The organism is Bacillus glycinifermentans (genome assembly GCF_001042475.2).
Taxonomy (GTDB): Bacteria; Bacillota; Bacilli; order Bacillales; family Bacillaceae; genus Bacillus; species Bacillus glycinifermentans.
Map to the genome: position 1 here is coordinate 85046 of NZ_LECW02000034.1, position 17302 is coordinate 102347.

Here is a 17302-nt window from a genome sequence, read left to right on the forward strand (position 1 = left end):
ATATGTCTCGATGTATACAGATGACCCTAAGTATAGCTATTTCCTGCACTCAATTTTAACCTCTAGACCGTTGACCCATTTGACGGCTCCCGTGAAGCTGCCGTTTCCGTTGGCCACGCACCATACCGCTGCGCCGAGAACAATCGTTGCGCCCAGTGCCAGCAGTACTGCGATAAATACTAGAAACCACGCTTGATCTTCGATCGCAGGACTTACGGAATAATCAACCTGCGGTGCTGCGTATGTCATTTTTCCCCCTCCTTTCTATCAAGTACCCACAGAGTAACATATCCAAAATCATACTGAAATCTATGAATTTTCCTATTCCGCAAATATTACATTCCAACTATTTATTTAATTTTTTTCGGATTTTTCTATCTATTTTCCCACTCATTTTTGCATGGAACCGGCTTTTTCTTCAGGCCTCATTCATTCCTCCCCTGAAATTGATCACTTTTTCCCATCCCCCCATTTCTCCGGCTTTTTTTGAACGACAGTGCTAAACTTGAGCTTTATGATAAAAGAACCAAGAAAAAAGATTCATCTCTCCTCGAAATTCCAAGCCTAAAACAACCTTAAAGACCCTTTTTTGGAAGCTTGGGATAGTCCGATTTGATTGTTCCATTTTTTTCAATTTTATGTATAAATTAAAATATTGTGGAGAACAAGCCATCGTTTCTAGCCCAAAAGATCTTGATTGCTTTGTAAAAGAAAATTAACATTATGTTAAGTCCAATTAACAATATGTCAAATATACTATATAAACAAAGAATTGCAGGTGGTACCATGAATAACAAGGTCAGGGAACTGAGAGCGAGGTACGGGTATTCACAGGAAACTCTCGCAAAAGCGGTTGGAGTGACGAGGCAGACCGTCGCGGCTATCGAAAAAGGCAATTACATACCGTCTCTCCTTTTAGGATTAAAGATTTGCGAAGTATTTCAGTTAAAAATGGAAGACGTTTTTTGGTTGGAGGAGGACAAAAGATGAGTATGAAAACGAGAACTTTTTTTCACATCCTTCTGTTCGGACTTGCCTGCTGGACGTTTATTTCGTTTTTTCATGCTGCCGAGCAGATTGCCGGCATTCTGAAAACGGACGGGGCAGACTTGCATGTCGTTCTGAATCTCATTCCGATTCTGCTGTTTGTTTTTGTACTGGCGATTTATTCATACTTGGAAAAAAGGGGGAACTCCCGCAGGCATAGCCTTCTTCTCATACCGGATGAATTTAAAGAGCAGGATGAAAGGGAGCAAATGATCACCGCCAAAGCTTGCAGAACCTCCTATATCGTCCTGTATGTGGCGATGCCCGCCGCGGCGCTCTTATTGATCTTTTATCCGTTTTTTCAGGCGAAAATGCCGTACTTCCCGATCATCGTCATCTTTGTATTAATTACGATTCAGCATCTGTCATACATGCTTTCCTTTCATAAGCACAGATAAAAAAAACTCCAGAATGCCTGGAGTTTTTTCGTTTACAGCGTTTTTTCCTTATGTGTTGACGGAAAGCGGTCATTTCCGATGACTTCGCCTGATGCTTCTCTTTCAAGTTTCGTCCGAAACGGAAGGAGAGGAAAGACCTTTTCGGCAAAATGATACGCTTCTTCAAGATGGGGATAGCCCGAGAAGATAAACGACTCGATCCCGAGGTCGGCATATTCTTTTATCCGGCGGGCGACCGTTTCCGGATCGCCGACAAGCGCCGTGCCGGCCCCGCCTCTGACAAGTCCGATGCCGGCCCAAAGATTCGGGCTGATTTCCAGCTGGCTTCTCTTTCCTTGATGAAGCTGAACCATTCTCTTTTGCCCTGATGAATCCATCCGCTTCATCGCGTTTTGGGCGGCAGCAATCGTGTCGTCATCAAGACGGCTGATCAGTTGATTCGCTGCCTGCCACGCCTCTTTTTCCGTTTCACGGACGATGACATGCAGCCTGATACCGAAACGGACGGTTCTTCCTTCTTTTTCAGCCAGCTTTTTGACGGATTCAATTTTTTCTTTAACGAGATGCGGAGGCTCTCCCCATGTTAAATAGACATCTGCGTGTCTGGCGGCGGTCTCCTGGCCCGCTTTTGAAGATCCGCCAAAATAGATCGGCGGATGCGGCTCTTGAACCGGCGGGAAGAGGAGCCTGCCGTTTTCGGTCTTCAAGTGCTTCCCTCTGTAGCTGACGGTCCCGCCTTTTAAAAGCGAACGCCAGATGTCGAGAAATTCATTTGCCGCTTCATACCGCTCATCATGGCTGATAAACAGGCCGTCTCCCGCCAATTCATACGGGTCCCCGCCGGCGACCACGTTGATGAGGAGCCTGCCGTCTGCAAGGCGGTCGAATGTGGAAGACATCCGCGCGGCAACCGACGGCTGCATTAAACCCGGCCTGACGGCGACCAAAAATTTCAGGTTTTTCGTGACCGCAGCTAAAGCGGCAGCCGTAATCCACGGGTCTTCGCACGATTTTCCCGTCGGCAAAAGAACCCCCGTATATCCAAGCCTGTCAGCCGCCTGGGCCACCTGTTCGAAATACGTATGGTCAGCGGCCCTTCCCCCCGTGTTTGTGCCGAGATAACGTCCATCACCATGAGTTGGAATAAACCATAAGATTTCCAAACCGATCTCCCCTTTACTTTTGATTTCCTTGGTAGCTGTTTCTCCAGCCCAAGCACTTTCTCTCCAACACTCTGACAAATGAATCCGTCAACTTTCCGACGGCTGCGAAAATCAAAATCCCGACAAACACCTTATCGGTTTGCGAAAACTGTCTGGCATCCATGATCATATAGCCGATTCCAGCGCTTGATCCCATCAGCTCGGCAACGACTAGGCCGAGCCACGATACGCCGAGCGACAGGCGGATTCCTAAAAGGATGTTCGGAAGCGATGCAGGGAGAATGAGCTTTGTCACCTGTTTCAGCCAATGAAACTCCAATACCCTCGCCACATCGAACAGCTTTGAATCGACGCCCATGATCCCCGAAAATGTATTGATATACACCGGGAAGAAGGCGCCAAGAGCGATCAGCAGCACCTTTGACAGCTCATCAAAGCCGAACCATAAGATAAACAGCGGCGTGACGGCGAGATGCGGAACGGTCCTCAGCATTTGCAGAGAAGGATCGAGATAGTCCTCGGCTATTTTGGAGAATCCGATGATAAGCCCGAATAGGAGCCCGAGTCCGGCTCCCAGGAAAAAGCCGAGCGCGGCGCGCTGAATGCTGATGCCTAAATGAGCGAAGAATTCTCCCGACGCGATAAGGTCGCGGAAGGTCAGCAATATGTCAAAAGGCGCCGGTAGCACGGTCTTTGAGATGAGCTCCAATGACCCGACAAGCTGCCATAATAAAATGATGATGACGGGCAATACAAATCCTTTTCCCCAGGCCAGCCGAAAAGCGGCCGGCTTATGTTTGGCGGCTGGTTTCGGCCCGACTGCAGGGGTGTTTGATGAAACAGCCCTCATTCGTCGTCTCCTCCTTTGAGCGCTTTTTTCATAAACGAGTTGTCAACCACTTCTTTTACATCAATCTGTTTGTTGATCGCTTTTAACTCGTATTGAAAATCGGCAGTTTCCTGCTGCGTTTGAATGATGCGGTCTGTGATCGGTTCGTTTAACGGTTCGGTGTTATCAAGCACGTTTTCTACGACCTCTTTGTCGATGCCTTTGATTTTCGAATACGCTTCAACCGCTTCTTTTTTATGGGCTTTCTGCCACTTCACGGCTTTGTCGTACACCTTCAAAAAACGGACGACCTCTTCCGGATGCTGTTCGGCAAATTCGCTCCGTACAAGCGTAAAACCCGGAGAATACCGGTCAATTTGCTCCCCGTCAACCAAAATCTCGGCATCGCTTTTGATCGTTTTAAGGGACAAAAACGGCTCCCAAATCGACCACGCGTCAATCGCCCCGCTGTCAAATGCAGGCATAGCCTCATCAGGCTGAAGCTGGATGATGTTCACGTCGGAAGGCTTCAGACCGGCCTTGTCGATCACTTTATAAAGAAAATCGAATCCGCTGCTTCCTTTTGCCACCGCCACCTTTTTTCCTTTCAAATCCTTGATGTCATTGATGCCGCTTCCTTTTTTCACAAGGATGCCGTTCGCTTTTAAGCCGTCTTGCGAAAGGCCGATTTCCTTAAAATCGATGCCTGCCGCCTGTCCTGCGATCACCGGTGAATTGCCGACCTGGGAAAAGTCGAGTTTGTCTGCGGCGATTCCTTCAAACTGCGGCGGACCGCTTTGAAACTCCGTCCATTTCACTTTGATTCCTTCTTTGGCAAACTCTTTTTCAAACCAGCCTTTTTCTTTTGCGAGCAGCAGCGGACTCAAGCTTTGCTGCACCCCGATGTTAATCACTTTCAAATCCTTGCCGCTTCCGTTTGATCCTGCTGCTGAACAGCCCGCAAGCAGCAGCAGGCAGCCCAGCACATACAACGGCCATTTTTTCATCCGTTTCCGCTCCTTTCTGCTTAAATCCCCGAACCTTCTTGAAAGCTGAATTCTTCCGTTTTCTCAAATTCTTTCAGCACTTTTTGCCTGATCGATTGAAAAACGGGCGATGTTCTGCTGCGCGGAAATGGCAGATCAACCGGAATCAGTTTATGAATTCTCCCCGGCTTTGCGGTAAAGACCGCGATCCGGTTGGCTAAATAAACGGATTCGTCGATATCATGGGTGACCAGGATCATCGTCATTTTCTTCTCTCTCCAAATGTCTGCCAGCACATCCTGCAGATGCTTTCTCGTAAAGGCGTCCAAGGCGCCGAAAGGTTCATCAAGCAGCAAAATCTCGGGCTCCCGCAAGAGTGCCCTGGCAATCGCGACCCTTTGCGACATTCCGCCGGACAGCTCGCGCGGATACAGTTTCTCCGCGCCTTTCAGCCGTACCGTTTCAATCAATTCATCCACTTTCTTGCGTACCGATGGTTCTTTGAGGCTTAAATCTGCGGCGATATTTTGCTCAACCGTCATCCACGGAAAAAGCCGATGCTCCTGAAAAATAAAGCCTTGCTGAATCCCCGGGCTCTTGATTTCTCTGCCGTTCATGCTGATTCGCCCTTCATAATTCCCGTCAAGGCCCGCAACGATTTTTAGGAGCGTACTTTTTCCGCACCCGCTTGGTCCGATGACAGTCAGGAATTCGCCGTTTTCGACCGCAAGCTTCACGTCTTGAAGCACGCTCGTTTTACGGCCGCCGTTTGCAAATGCTTTTTCATTAACACGGATTGATAAAGACATCTTGTTCCCCTTTCTTTGTCATTATGAAAATAAAAAGCTCTTATCCCAAATTGGGATAAGAGCCTTCGGTTGACCGATCAGCGCTGATGGAATGTTCCGAAATATTACATAACATACTAATTCATATTATTCTGACCTGTCAACCCTATTTTATAAAAAAACAGACGAAAGGTTCCCCTTTCATCTGCTGCACCCGCCCGTATTAACTGTAAATCTTGCCGCCTGCTTTTTTAAATTCCTTCGCCTTCTCTTGCATTCCTTTTTCAACGGCCGCCTCTTCATCAAGATTGTTTTCCTTGGCATAGTCGCGAATATCCTGGGAAATTCTCATGCTGCAAAACTTCGGCCCGCACATCGAACAAAAATGCGCCGTTTTCGCACCTTCAGCCGGCAAGGTTTCATCATGGTATTCTAGCGCTCTTTCCGGATCGAGCGACAGGTTGAACTGGTCGCGCCAGCGGAATTCAAAGCGCGCCTTTGACAGCGCATCATCGCGGATTTGCGCGCCGGGATGGCCTTTAGCGAGATCAGCCGCATGAGCCGCGATTTTGTATGTAATGACGCCTTCGCGGACATCGTCTTTATTCGGCAGTCCCAAATGCTCTTTCGGCGTCACATAACAAAGCATAGCCGTGCCGTACCAGCCGATCATCGCCGCTCCGATCGCAGACGTAATATGATCATAGCCCGGCGCAATATCGGTTGTCAGCGGCCCCAGCGTATAAAACGGCGCTTCCTTGCATATCTCCATTTGCTTGTCGACGTTTTCTTTGATTTTATTCATCGGCACATGCCCCGGCCCTTCGATCATCACCTGAACATCGTGCTTCCAGGCGATCTCCGTCAGCTCGCCGAGCGTTTCCAATTCGGCAAATTACGCCTCATCATTCGCATCCGCAATCGAGCCCGGACGAAGGCCGTCCCCCAGCGAAAATGCGATATCGTACGTTTTCATAATCTCGCAAATCTCTTCAAAATGCGTGTACAAAAAGCTTTCTTCATGGTGCGCCAGACACCACTGCGCCATGATGGCCCCGCCGCGGGATACGATTCCGGTGACGCGCTTCGCCGTTAGCGGCACATACCGGAGAAGGACGCCGGCGTGAATCGTAAAATAATCGACGCCTTGCTCAGCCTGTTCGATCAATGTGTCACGGTAAATCTCCCATGTCAAATCTTCGGCCGCTCCGTTTACTTTTTCAAGAGCCTGATAAATCGGCACAGTACCGACGGGGACGGGACAGTTGCGGATGATCCATTCCCTTGTCGTATGGATATCCTTGCCTGTGGACAAGTCCATCATCGTGTCTGCTCCCCAGCGGATCGCCCATGTCATTTTCTCCACTTCTTCTTCAATCGAAGAGGTGACAGCGGAATTGCCGATGTTGGCATTGATTTTGACGTGGAAGTTGCGGCCGATAATCATCGGTTCGCTTTCCGGATGGTTGATGTTTGACGGAATAATCGCCCGGCCGCTGGCCACTTCTTCCCGGACGAATTCCGGAGACACATGCTCGCGGATCGCGATGAATTCCATTTCAGGCGTGATGATTCCCTTTCTCGCATAATGAAGCTGAGTGACATTTTTTCCTGGCTTGGCGCGAAGCGGTTTTCTTTTTAACCCTGGATAGCTGTGATTCGCGTGATGCTGTTTTTTAAAGCCGTTATCTTCAGGCTTCACTTCTCTCCCCTCGTATTCCTCGGTATCTCCGCGCTCTTTGATCCAATCCGCCCGCAAAGGCTTTAACCCTTTCCGAATATCGACTGTTTCATTTGCGTCGGTATAAGGGCCGCTTGTGTCATACACGCGGACGGGCAGATTTTCTTCTTCGCCGAATGACCCCGTCGTAGCGCTCAGGGCGATTTCCCGCATCGGCACTCGAATGTCTGGCCGCGATCCCCCGACATATACCTTCCGGCTTCCTGAAAAGCTTGACATAATCGGGATATTTGCTTGCTGCACTGACTCATGTTTCATGTTTTGATCCTTCCCCTCTTTCAAAATGATCAGGACAAAACTCCAGAACAGCACCAGCACAAAAAAACCAGGCACATATTCATGAACCTGGTTTACAGTCAGTAAAATATCGACAGATGGCCGCATTACATCGCCCGGCATCTGCAAACACCTTTTTACTTCCCCACGCTGGTACGAACCAGATCAGGTCCAAAGGGTTAAGAAACGGATTGTTTCTCTCTCAGCCCTCGACAGGGCACCCCTAGTAAAGCTATTACATTCGTTTCTTATGGTAACACATCGATTTGTCAGTGAAAAGAAAAGTTAAAACGATTCAGAAATAAATGAATCCTTTTGACTATAAACGGCGTATAAAAGTTGCTTTTATTTCAGGAAAGGGAGAAGATCAAAACATGTCACTGTTTAAAAAGCTTGCGGCAAGCGCAGGCATCGGGGCGGCAAAGGTCAATACGATTTTGGAAAAAATGAATTTCTGCCGGGAGAGAAAGTGAACGGAAGCGTTCATGTAAAAGGCGGCAACGCCGAACAGCACATCAGGTACATCGAATTATTGCTGGAGACGGAATACGCCATCGTAAAGGATGATAAAAAAGAGCGGAAAACCGTCACCATAGAATCCCGCCGGGTAACGGAAGCATTCACCATCAGTCCGGGGGAAGAGCGGCGTTTTCCTTTTTCATTCATCCTGCCGCTTGATACGCCGATGACGATGAAAGAGACGCGCGTTTTCTTATTTACAGACCTGGACATTCAAGGCGGCATCGATAAATCGGATAAAGACCCGATTGCCGTCAAACCGCACCCGTGGATCGAATCTGTGCTGGAAGCTATGGGAGACCTCGGATTCAGGCTTCAAGAGGCGGATTGTGAATATGCTCCATACTTTAAAAGGCGGATGCCTTTCGTTCAGGAATTCGAATTCGTTCCGGTCTCGCAAAAATACCGCCGCCTGTTTGACGAATTAGAGCTTATTTTTCTTCTGGAAGATAACGGTTTGGACGTCATCATCGAAGTCGACCGCCGCGCCAGAGGGTTGCGGGGATGGCTGGAGGAAATGTACAACGAAGGCGAACAGCTCGTCCGCGTTCATTTTGCCGAAGCAGAGCTGAAACATACAGAAAAGCTGAAAACATCGCTTCAAGCGATCATTGAGCAGCACGCCGGATAAAAGGAGAAGGAGCCGCAGCGGCTCCTTCTTTTATTCATAAATTTTGATGCAGTACGTCAAGTATCTGTTTCAGATCTTCCGCCGCGATTTGGCCGGGTGCGGACGCCTTTTTTGCCGCCCCGAAAGTCATCGCCGACCCAAACACCTCTCCGGCCAGCCGGCTGATCACGCCTTTTCCGGCCATTGACATCGTAATGATCGGGCGATCCGCGTATCGCTCGTACATCGTATGAGTCGCCTCAAGCAATGTCAGCACATCTGCCGGTGTTTCAGGCATCACTGCGATCTTGGGCAAATCGGCGCCCAGTTCCTGCGCTCTGCGCAGACGGGACACGATCTCTTCCGCTTTTGGCGTCTTTTCGAAATCGTGGTTGGACATAATGACGAAGACACGATGCATATGAGCCGCTTCTACCAGTTTTTTAACATCCTGCTCTTCATTGAACAGCTCGACATCAATCACATCTGCCAGCCCTGTTTTGACAACGGCATGATTTAAAGAACAATAAAATTCCTTGCTGACTTCTTTTTCGCCCCCTTCTTCTTTGCTGCGGAACGTAAAGATCAGCGGAATGTCTTTCAATATCGCGCGGATGTCGGCCAGCGCCTCTTTCACTTTTTCAACGTCTTCCACACTCTCAAAAAAATCCGCCCGCCACTCGGCAAGATCAGGATCAGCAGACTGCAGAAAAGCAGCTTCTTCTTTCAATTGTTCCAGCGTTTTTCCGACGAGCGGCACGCAAATTTTCGGGGCTCCTTCTCCGATGGTCACCCCTCTGATCTTCACCGTATTCATCAACGGCCTCAACTCCTGTTCTCTATATCACAATGTTCTTTGCATTAACGGTACCGGAGATTGGTCATAAGCGCAAGCAGAAATTCAAGGTCGGCGCCTGGGAGAGAACACAATAATGGTCGCACGAAAGCGGGCGGCCAAGTTCATTTATCGCTTAGCAAATGAATCTACGATCCCTTGAAGAATATCACTCATTTCTTCAGGCGATTCTTTCCGGCCTCTCTCAAACCACCTCGAAAGGATATTCCAAAAACCCCCCGCACTAAATGCAAGCCCGTACTCCAAACTGATTTGATTTTTAAAATGAAAGGTGTCTTCTATAAACTTTTCATGAAGACCAGGGAGTAGTTCATTATATTTCTCAACGACCAAATAAAACAAATGATTCTGATGAAGGGCTTGCAAAAAGTCGGCATGCCGGCTCCAAAAGGTGAAATATGCACGCCCAAGACTGGATAAGTCAATATGTTGTTCCTGAATGATGTAATCGGAATATTCACTGCAAAGCTGCTCAAAATAGCGGTCTAATATATCTTTTTTTGAACGGAAATGCCGATAAAACGTTCTTCTGTCAAGCTGTGCTTTTTCCGCTATCTCCGTAATGGTAATGTCTGAAAAGTTTTTTTCCTTCATTAGCTCCAGCAGTGAAAGGGTCAGCCAGTCTTTAGATTGCTGAGCTGTTCTTGAGGGGATTCGATTCATGCTCTCGCTCCTGTCTCACTTTTTATTGCGATGTAGCACTTATCGTTGTCTTATTGACTTTGCTCATCACGAAGTGGCACAATTGTGGCACATAAGAGGGGGAATGTAAATGGATAAGATGCAATTGATTTCCTGGCTGCTGCCAGCATTATTTATACTGCATGATTTTGAAGAGATGGTGATGGTCGAGGCATGGAGCAAAAGATATCGAAGCAAACTGAAACAACTGAAAAAAGCTCCATTCGGACATGCCAAAACCGCTTCTTTTGTTTGCGCTGTGCTCGAAGAATTTATACTAGCTGTTGGTGTAACTGTCATCAGTATTTATTTTAATCAATATATCGTCTGGTTTGGTTTCTTTTTTGCTTTTACTGTTCATTTCCTTGTTCACATCGTCTTATGGTTTACATTTAAACATTATGTACCCGGCATATTAACATCGATCTTTATGCTGCCATTTTGTTGCTATCTGCTGACCGCTGCCGCAGAGATAGAAAAATTCAGTTTTCCTGCAATGATCTTATCAGCCATATCCGGAACACTTATCGTCTTTTTTAACCTTAAGTTTCTGCATAAAAAAATGGGAAGGATTCAAGAAAGGCTGGAAGCATATGGTCGCACATGAAAAGCAGGCACTTACGGAAACCTCCGACCCTTTGACTAGAAGCAAAGCATTCGACGAAGACCCGTCAGACACGAAAAAACTGCCCTTCAAAAGAAAGGCAGTCTGATCTATAAAACATGGCACTGCTAACGATGATTCAATGTTCGTTTCAAAGCTTGTCTTTCCGGCTGCAGACGAGACGCCTCCCCTGCAGCAGCCGCTTGCACTTCAGCTTTCCAGCCTCTCATCGTTTTGATGATGGAGCATTTTCAGTTTTTCCCGGAGCGGCATTGAAAATCGAATTCGCCAACAACCGGTATTGATGCTGCGAATGATCGTCATTAGTTAAATCGTTAGCGAAAACAGTCAAATTCTTGTTGTTCCCTTTGTACGTGAAAGCCATGATCTTCCCTTTGGCAGCATCATGTCCCGGCCACCAGCCTGCCTTAAAGAAATGGGCTTCATCAGCGATCACTGCAAGCACTTTTGCCGTTTTAGGAACAGCGGTAATATAAGAGCCAGTGACTGTGTAGAAGTATTCCTGTTTATTGTAAGGGGCTGTAATGGCATGATCTTGCATGACATTTGCCAAGAAGACGCCTTCGTATCTCTCCCATTCAGGTCCTTTAAAAGAAAATCCAGGGATCCACTTCCGAACATTCGTCATACCCATATTTCCAAATGCAATGTAAGGCTTTCCTTTATTAACATATTTAGAAGAGTCGAACGTATTGACAAGCACATCTGCGCCCGACTGTTCTGATGTGACTTTAAAGCCCAGGTTTTTCAGTACATAAGCCGCTTCACCAAGAGCTCCTACAGTAGAAGCCTTGAGAACTTTGCCGCTTGGCTTCGTATTGCTGAATGTGCTCACGTCGAGATAGTACTTCGAGGCCAATGGATTCAGGTCGTTGTAGGCAACCACGAAGTCACCTGCTTTATATCCTGATCCGCCCTTGGTGAGCATCGTAACGGTCTTGCCGGCTGCCAGTAACTCGTTGACTGCCTTTATTGCATCATTGTTTGTGTTCCGGATCAGAACATGCTCGGAGCGTTTTGGCATTTGAGTCCCCGGAACCGCTGCGGATGTGACCGGAGAAGTCTTGCCTTTAAACACTCCTGCTTCTCGAATCACATAACGGTCAAATCCCCGCATATCATGGAAGTTTTGAATAAACTCACCGGCTATCATTTCATAATCAGATACATCTATTCCATCGTACAAGACCAGGTTTGCGAGGCCGCGATTGGCCTGATGCATGTTTACAACAAATGATCCCGCCGGATAAGTTTTCCCGTTAACGGTTACCGCTTTTGTTGAACGTTCAACCTTAACTCCGTTGCGAAGAAAGTACTCAACCATTTTATAGATTTCCAACGCATTCTTTTGAATTCTTTTATCGACCGGCAGTACGTAATATTCCGGGAAGAAGTTTTGATTGCCCTGCCGCGGGCGGCCGATCTCTTCATTTTTGGCATTGACCAAGTAATGATCGACAGCACGGTCATCGATATTGTCCACCCCGCGCTCAAATATTTTTAATTGGTTCAGAAACAGTTCTTCTTTTTTCCCTGCTACATATTTTGTAGCTGCCGCAGAACTATAATAAAGGGCTTTGGTAGACTCTTCATTCGACTCAGGTATTTCCAGCGTGTGCCCCATCGCACCGTGATACATGGCAAATGCAGCTGTATATGCTGCAGATGCATCATCCCATCCCGAAGCCGTGCCTTTTGACACATAATTCGGATCTTCTGCAGTTTTCCGATGTTCTTCATAAGGGATGTGATAGTAGTCGTACTTCGTATTTGCAATCCCTGCCTCCCCCATAGCCTTTGCCTGTTCCACCATGTGATCAATCAAAAGATCATACTCAACGTTCGGGTTATGAGGCGGAGTAGAGGGCTCAATCAGGAAGTTGGAATCGAACCCGTGCATATCCAGAAATGACAGCGGCGACCACTTCGCGATTTGTTCCGTGACACTTCGCGTTTCAGGCTGGGTTTGGTATGAATTATCCCGGTTCAAATCGAAATCCTCGGCATTAGAACGTGTTGTATGAACCCGGCCATCCGGATTGTCAGTATAAACGAACAGGAAGAAAACATTTTTCAATGCATCGTCTATATTCAATGTTGTCTTGCTTTTCTTGCCATTCGGCAGGACTGTATCATACGTAATGCTCTTATCCAATGCCATTGACTTAAAATAATTCATGATCGCGTCGACTCCAGGCGCTTCATTCGGATGAATATTGTTCAACCAGATCGGCACCTTATAGTCGCCAAATGCGCCAGATTTAATGTCGGCCTGCAACTTCTTCGGGTCAGTCAGCATGGCAGGGTGAGTCACCTTCTGATACTTATCGACAGAGGCTTTATCCTTGGCCAGTACTGTCAAATAGATATCACGGCCTTCGACCGATTTTCCAATGGAAGTCGTTTTGATATATCTGTTATTTTTTTGCGCCGCTTTTGCTGTGATGGAATCGATTTCCGGTTTCAGCTCATCGTAAGTGTGGAAGCTGTCATATGGCGTCAATTTTACGGGAGCATGGGCAACTGCTCGTCCGTTCACTGTTGCTGCCAAATCATATGTGCCCATCAGCGATGCGTAAAGCGGACGCTGCAATCGCGGCTCTGCCAGATTGTCTGTATCATATGGAAGATCGAAGTTGATGTTAGCATGAACCTTTCCGTTGGTCACTTTTACATGGCTGACAGTAATGAAAGGTGCACCGGTGTAATCACGGTCCTTATATTTTTTCCATTGAGACAGCGGTTTGCCGTCATACGTCCAGCTTAAGCTTTTCACGTCAACACCTTGCGGAAGCTTGAATGTAGCATGAAGCGTTCGTTTCTCTGTCATTGAAGCAACATGTTTGTCCAGTTTCATCTTTTGAGATGTTTTAACCTTCTTTGGATTTGGCGTCTTTGCTTTTGTCTGCTGGCCGGACGCCGCCCCCTTGGTCGCCTGCGCCATTGCAACGCCTGGAGTTATCGCTCCCAGCAACATCGCAAGCGATAAAACCAATATCAGATAACGCTTTGTGAACGATTTTTTAAACATAGAAGAATGCCATCCCCATTTCATGATATTTTCAAATTGCAAATTTGATAAGAGAAAAACCGATACAAGGATGAGGGGTTCTAGCTGCATTTCATTGATGAATAACATAAGCCTGTAGAACTTTGGGTTCTACAACTTCCTCGCACTCTGATTCAGCATGAACTCATCCACCGCATACTCCGATATATTTCGGAATTCCCGATAGGCTAAAAGCCTGAAGGAGCTACCTGCTCAGACGGTTCCTTCAGACAAAATGTTAAAGACCGCCTACCTCGGTGGCGTCGGCCCTGTGACGGGTCCCAAGGCGCTGAATGCCCGGTCAAAGCGTCGCATCGCTGTCTCGAGCGGACCGGTAGGAAACCGTGCAATAAGCCACCCCGTCACCGTCGTCACGGCCGCGACGAGCAGATCACCGAATGGAATTGCCCCGATATCATACTCGGCCCCCGAGATTTCAAGAGCCCATATGACAACAAACTGAGCTGCATACATCGTCAACGCTACGCGTCCGACTCCCGCGAACGGCTTTAACACGGCAGAGGTCTTCTGCGGCACGAGACATACCAATCCAAGCACCAGAAATGCGGCCCCAAGCCCCAGCAGTGTCTGGAACGTTGACGCACTGTGCGGAGCTATCGCAAGAAGATTGTGCCACACCGGCGGTTCCACGTTGTGCGGCCAGATTGCATACTGATCCGGCTCAGCGGCGGCGGTGCCTTGAACACTTACGAGCCACTCTTCGAAGGAACGGCTCAGGCCTGGAAGAACGAAAGTGCCCAATACCTTTGAGACGATAAGCATGATTGCGCCGCTGCCCACGAGCCAGAGTGCAGTACGCATCTTGGTAAGATCAAAGCGCCCGATCGCCATACCGGCGACGAAAGCGGGTGCAAGTGCGAGCGCGGACAGCGGGCCGCCTGCAATATCACTAAGTAAGAAAGCTCCCGACAAGACGCTTCCTCCGAGAATCATCAGCGGCGGGCTCACTATAATCAGAGCTGCTGCTGTCGTAACGAGCACACGCGTCGAACGGCGAACCAGCACCAACGCCAGCACAAAAAGTGCAGCATAAGCCGGCAAAATCACCCCGAACGGAGTATTCAGCATGATGAGCAAATATCCTATAATATCGATAAATACCGCGCGGGCAAGCATCCGCGTCCGAAATGCGACCGGCTCCATTCCTCTGTCCATCATGCGCCCGGCCATGATCGAATAGGAGATTCCTCCGCAAAGAACAAATAGAAGCGTCGTATTCCCGGAAACGATCGAACCGTTCGTTTCGTTCAAGGCGAAGTGCTGCAAATACATCCCGATGACCGCCAGTCCCCGTGCTGCGTCAAGTGCCACAATACGCCCTGTCCCCCGCGATTTTTCACGCACGATCTTCTGTCCTTCGGCTGAGTCCCGGGTGACAATTTCAACGAGTGCACCGTCCTGAAGCGGAGTTGATAAATCTACAAGCTTTCCGTTTAATTTACCTGCAACCGCATGTTCCAGACCACAGCTAATGGAAGCAGCAACATCTTCAATACTTGCTTCCCCCTCAAATTCTCTGACAGACCCGTCAGGCAGTTTAATGCTAATCGACAACTGTATTCCTCCTCAAAAAATTAATCCTTTACGTGTTCCATAGTTCCTTTGTCTATATTTGGATGAGATCTAGCTGTATTCAATATAGCGGGCAGATGTCGCTAAAGTTTGATCAACTTGTAAACAAAACGTAAAAAGGCGATCGGAGGATCGGGACATATCATTTCATAAAGAAAAGCACCTTGTCGATGACAAGGTGCCTCATTCTCACTAAATGTGATCATTTGATTGGATAAATTTCAATGGCGATGAATGAAGAGTTAGAGTGCGGACAACATTTGATCATTGTGTTTATTTTGATAGCTTTCTGCTTTGATGAGGAATTAACAAAAAGAGCGTTCCTTTTGTAGGGAACGCTCTTTCATCGCTTGGCAATACGATGTTTTGTGATACCGGTGGTCGGGGTCGAACCGACACTCCCGAAGGAACACGATTTTGAGTCGTGCGCGTCTGCCAATTCCGCCACACCGGCATGTGTGAGCTATGGTGCCGAGGGCCGGACTTGAACCGGCACGGTAGTCACCTACCGCAGGATTTTAAGTCCTGTGTGTCTGCCAATTCCACCACCCCGGCAAGGGCACTAAGGCGACACCCGGATTCGAACCGGGGATAAAGGTTTTGCAGACCTCTGCCTTACCACTTGGCTATGCCGCCATCATTTTAAGAAATTGGAGCGGAAGACGGGATTCGAACCCGCGACCCCCACCTTGGCAAGGTGGTGTTCTACCACTGAACTACTTCCGCATTTTAATCATGAACTCATTTTAACATATTCAACTTATTGATAAAAGATGAAAAACTGGGCTAGCTGGATTCGAACCAGCGCATGACGGAGTCAAAGTCCGTTGCCTTACCGCTTGGCTATAGCCCAATATGATCATAAAGGGCGGTTGATGGGAATCGAACCCACGAGTGCCAGAGCCACAATCTGGTGCGTTAACCACTTCGCCACAACCGCCATACGTTTCAATACGTAATTGGCAGGGGCAGTAGGAATCGAACCCACACCGGAGGTTTTGGAGACCTCTGTTCTACCGTTAAACTATGCCCCTATAGAAATGGTGGAGGGGGACGGATTCGAACCGCCGAACCCTGAGGGAGCGGATTTACAGTCCGCCGCGTTTAGCCACTTCGCTACCCCTCCAGAACAGTGCCGGCCAGAGGACTTGAACCCCCAACCTACTGATTACAAGTCAGTTGCTCTACCAATTGAGCTAGACCGGCAAATGGTGGCTCGGGACGGAATCGAACCGCCGACACACGGATTTTCAGTCCGTTGCTCTACCAACTGAGCTACCGAGCCTTTATTTAAATGGCGGTCCGGACGGGACTCGAACCCGCGACCTCCTGCGTGACAGGCAGGCATTCTAACCAACTGAACTACCGGACCAATACTTTGGTTGCGGGGGCAGGATTTGAACCTGCGACCTTCGGGTTATGAGCCCGACGAGCTACCGAACTGCTCCACCCCGCGATAATGTTTTATATTAGTAGATATGGTGGAGGATGACGGGATCGAACCGCCGACCCTCTGCTTGTAAGGCAGATGCTCTCCCAGCTGAGCTAATCCTCCGAAATACAGGACGTACAAGTGCATGCGTTGCAACAGGACATTGCGATCTTAGCATGACTTCCTTTAAAAAGCTCCGGTGCAAACCTTATGCTTTTTAGCGTGCTGTCCAAAAAATAATGGTGACCCGTACGGGATTCGAACCCGTGTTACCGCCGTGAAAGGGCGGTGTCTTAACCACTTGACCAACGGGCCATATATTTGAAAGTGGCGGAGAGCAAGGGATTCGAACCCTTGAGACGGCGTTGGCCGCCTACACGATTTCCAATCGTGCTCCTTCGACCACTCGGACAGCTCTCCAATCATATGGCTCCGCAGGCAGGATTCGAACCTGCGACCGATCGGTTAACAGCCGATAGCTCTACCACTGAGCTACTGCGGAATGATGTCTGCCTGGCGACGTCCTACTCTCGCAGGGGGAAACCCCCAACTACCATCGGCGCTGAAGAGCTTAACTTCCGTGTTCGGCATGGGAACGGGTGTGACCTCTTCGCCATCATCACCAGACAATTTAGTGACAAAGATCATTATACTATGTATTTTCAAAAATGCAAGAGTTTTTTTGAAATTATTCTCTCAAAACTAGATA

The 17302-nt window shown here is 48.2% G+C and carries 12 protein-coding genes, 16 tRNA genes, 1 rRNA gene, 2 pseudogenes and 1 riboswitch; of the genes and pseudogenes, 4 read left to right on the top strand and 27 right to left on the bottom strand.

The window, feature by feature from the left end; all coding sequences use genetic code 11:
- Window positions 1-36: 36 nt before the first annotated feature.
- A complete protein-coding gene (locus AB447_RS17770) occupies window positions 37-249 on the bottom strand; it encodes a hypothetical protein (protein ID WP_048356088.1) in 213 nt (70 codons plus the stop codon).
- 537 nt (window positions 250-786) lie between these two features.
- Here AB447_RS17770 and AB447_RS17775 point away from each other — a divergent pair.
- Both AB447_RS17775 and AB447_RS17780 read left to right on the top strand, forming a co-directional pair.
- Entirely contained in the window at window positions 787-990 is a 204-nt protein-coding gene (locus tag AB447_RS17775) for a helix-turn-helix transcriptional regulator (RefSeq protein ID WP_048356094.1), read from the top strand.
- Entirely contained in the window at window positions 987-1445 is a 459-nt protein-coding gene (locus AB447_RS17780) for a hypothetical protein (RefSeq protein WP_048356087.1), read from the top strand. Before AB447_RS17775 ends, AB447_RS17780 begins: the two co-directional genes overlap by 4 nt.
- Window positions 1446-1477: 32 nt before the next feature.
- Here AB447_RS17780 and ssuD read toward each other — a convergent pair whose 3' ends face one another.
- The 5 genes and pseudogenes from ssuD to thiC form a co-directional block, all read right to left on the bottom strand.
- Window positions 1478-2608 (bottom strand): FMNH2-dependent alkanesulfonate monooxygenase, encoded by a 1131-nt coding sequence (ssuD, locus tag AB447_RS17785; RefSeq protein ID WP_048356086.1) that lies wholly within the window; start codon window positions 2606-2608, stop codon window positions 1478-1480.
- Window positions 2609-2621: 13 nt separating this feature from the next.
- Complete coding sequence (locus AB447_RS17790; protein ID WP_048356085.1) at window positions 2622-3458, bottom strand: ABC transporter permease; 837 nt, start codon at window positions 3456-3458, stop codon at window positions 2622-2624.
- Window positions 3455-4444 carry an aliphatic sulfonate ABC transporter substrate-binding protein gene (locus tag AB447_RS17795; protein ID WP_048356084.1) on the bottom strand — a complete coding sequence of 330 codons (990 nt, stop codon included), beginning with the start codon at window positions 4442-4444 and terminating at the stop codon, window positions 3455-3457. Before AB447_RS17795 ends, AB447_RS17790 begins: the two co-directional genes overlap by 4 nt.
- A 20-nt stretch (window positions 4445-4464) precedes the next feature.
- Window positions 4465-5232, bottom strand: coding sequence for an ABC transporter ATP-binding protein (locus AB447_RS17800; RefSeq protein WP_048356083.1), 768 nt, complete (start codon window positions 5230-5232; stop codon window positions 4465-4467).
- A 202-nt stretch (window positions 5233-5434) separates the two neighbouring features.
- Window positions 5435-7210: pseudogene (gene thiC / locus AB447_RS17805) on the bottom strand (phosphomethylpyrimidine synthase ThiC).
- Between the two features lie 143 nt (window positions 7211-7353).
- Window positions 7354-7463, bottom strand: a riboswitch (TPP riboswitch).
- Between the two features lie 139 nt (window positions 7464-7602).
- Here thiC and AB447_RS17810 point away from each other — a divergent pair.
- Window positions 7603-8378, top strand: a pseudogene (locus AB447_RS17810) (sporulation protein).
- Between the two features lie 34 nt (window positions 8379-8412).
- On the opposite strand, the gene aroD reads toward AB447_RS17810, so the two are convergent.
- Together aroD and AB447_RS17820 are read right to left on the bottom strand one after the other, a co-directional pair.
- Entirely contained in the window at window positions 8413-9174 is a 762-nt protein-coding gene (aroD, locus tag AB447_RS17815; RefSeq protein WP_048356093.1) for a type I 3-dehydroquinate dehydratase, read from the bottom strand.
- 147 nt (window positions 9175-9321) lie between these two features.
- Complete coding sequence (locus tag AB447_RS17820) at window positions 9322-9876, bottom strand: TetR/AcrR family transcriptional regulator (RefSeq protein WP_048356081.1); 555 nt, start codon at window positions 9874-9876, stop codon at window positions 9322-9324.
- A 109-nt stretch (window positions 9877-9985) separates the two neighbouring features.
- Here AB447_RS17820 and AB447_RS17825 point away from each other — a divergent pair, with 109 nt between their 5' ends.
- Entirely contained in the window at window positions 9986-10501 is a 516-nt protein-coding gene (locus AB447_RS17825) for an HXXEE domain-containing protein (protein ID WP_048356080.1), read from the top strand.
- A gap of 223 nt (window positions 10502-10724) precedes the next feature.
- Here AB447_RS17825 and AB447_RS17830 read toward each other — a convergent pair whose 3' ends face one another.
- The 19 genes from AB447_RS17830 to rrf all read right to left on the bottom strand — a co-directional run bounded on the left by AB447_RS17830 (window position 10725) and on the right by rrf (window position 17220).
- Window positions 10725-13550 carry a M14 family metallopeptidase gene (locus tag AB447_RS17830; RefSeq protein ID WP_057957681.1) on the bottom strand — a complete coding sequence of 942 codons (2826 nt, stop codon included), beginning with the start codon at window positions 13548-13550 and terminating at the stop codon, window positions 10725-10727.
- Window positions 13551-13817: 267 nt separating this feature from the next.
- Complete coding sequence (locus AB447_RS17835; RefSeq protein ID WP_048356079.1) at window positions 13818-15143, bottom strand: TGS domain-containing protein; 1326 nt, start codon at window positions 15141-15143, stop codon at window positions 13818-13820.
- Window positions 15144-15533: 390 nt separating this feature from the next.
- Window positions 15534-15615, bottom strand: a tRNA-Leu gene (locus AB447_RS17840).
- Window positions 15616-15627: 12 nt separating this feature from the next.
- Window positions 15628-15716 (bottom strand) — tRNA-Leu (locus AB447_RS17845).
- Window positions 15717-15726: 10 nt separating this feature from the next.
- A tRNA-Cys gene (locus AB447_RS17850) sits at window positions 15727-15797 on the bottom strand.
- A gap of 15 nt (window positions 15798-15812) precedes the next feature.
- Window positions 15813-15887 (bottom strand) — tRNA-Gly (locus AB447_RS17855).
- 55 nt (window positions 15888-15942) lie between these two features.
- Window positions 15943-16014 (bottom strand) — tRNA-Gln (locus AB447_RS17860).
- Window positions 16015-16028: 14 nt separating this feature from the next.
- Window positions 16029-16101 (bottom strand) — tRNA-His (locus AB447_RS17865).
- 20 nt (window positions 16102-16121) lie between these two features.
- A tRNA-Trp gene (locus AB447_RS17870) sits at window positions 16122-16195 on the bottom strand.
- Between the two features lie 7 nt (window positions 16196-16202).
- Window positions 16203-16287, bottom strand: a tRNA-Tyr gene (locus AB447_RS17875).
- A 7-nt stretch (window positions 16288-16294) separates the two neighbouring features.
- Window positions 16295-16367 (bottom strand) — tRNA-Thr (locus tag AB447_RS17880).
- Between the two features lie 3 nt (window positions 16368-16370).
- Window positions 16371-16446, bottom strand: a tRNA-Phe gene (locus tag AB447_RS17885).
- Between the two features lie 10 nt (window positions 16447-16456).
- A tRNA-Asp gene (locus AB447_RS17890) sits at window positions 16457-16533 on the bottom strand.
- A 7-nt stretch (window positions 16534-16540) separates the two neighbouring features.
- Window positions 16541-16617 (bottom strand) — tRNA-Met (locus AB447_RS17895).
- Between the two features lie 23 nt (window positions 16618-16640).
- Window positions 16641-16716 (bottom strand) — tRNA-Val (locus AB447_RS17900).
- 117 nt (window positions 16717-16833) lie between these two features.
- A tRNA-Glu gene (locus tag AB447_RS17905) sits at window positions 16834-16908 on the bottom strand.
- A gap of 13 nt (window positions 16909-16921) precedes the next feature.
- A tRNA-Ser gene (locus AB447_RS17910) sits at window positions 16922-17013 on the bottom strand.
- Between the two features lie 7 nt (window positions 17014-17020).
- Window positions 17021-17095, bottom strand: a tRNA-Asn gene (locus tag AB447_RS17915).
- Between the two features lie 9 nt (window positions 17096-17104).
- Window positions 17105-17220: ribosomal RNA gene (gene rrf / locus AB447_RS17920) — 5S ribosomal RNA — on the bottom strand.
- Window positions 17221-17302: the final 82 nt, after the last annotated feature.